At 63.8% G+C, this 329-nt stretch carries 1 pseudogene; it reads left to right on the top strand.

The annotated features are described in order from the left end of the window. Positions 1–76: 76 nt before the first annotated feature. A pseudogene (gene proA / locus EN857_RS33845) lies at positions 77–329 on the top strand (gamma-glutamyl-phosphate reductase); the annotation flags it as partial.

The following is a 329-nucleotide window of genomic DNA, read 5'->3' as shown; positions in this document are numbered from 1 at the left end:
CCTTGTGGTAAGCGTGGCCGGCGACCACGTATTGGCCGACGACTAGGTACTGAACGACGACGGGCGGAGGATGACCATGCTGAAGCTGCATGAAAAATCCGGCGAAGACACGATTGCGCTGATGGCCGATATCGGCCGCCGCGCCCGTGCAGCCGCCCGACCGTTGGCCGTTGCTTCGATCAAGGCCAAGAATGCCGCGCTCGTCGCCATGGCCGATGCCGTTTTGCGCAATGAGCAGCCGCTCCTCGACGCCAACGCCATCGATATGTCGAATGGCGAGCAGGCCGGGCCGTCCGGTCCCCTCATCGACCGGCTGAAACTCCCACCGT

The sequence above is a fragment of the Mesorhizobium sp. M4B.F.Ca.ET.214.01.1.1 genome (assembly GCF_004791545.1).
In the GTDB taxonomy this organism is placed as follows: Bacteria; Pseudomonadota; Alphaproteobacteria; order Rhizobiales; family Rhizobiaceae; genus Mesorhizobium; species Mesorhizobium abyssinicae.
Note: the sequence above shows the minus strand (reverse complement) of the source record. Positions and strands in the feature narration are given on the sequence as shown.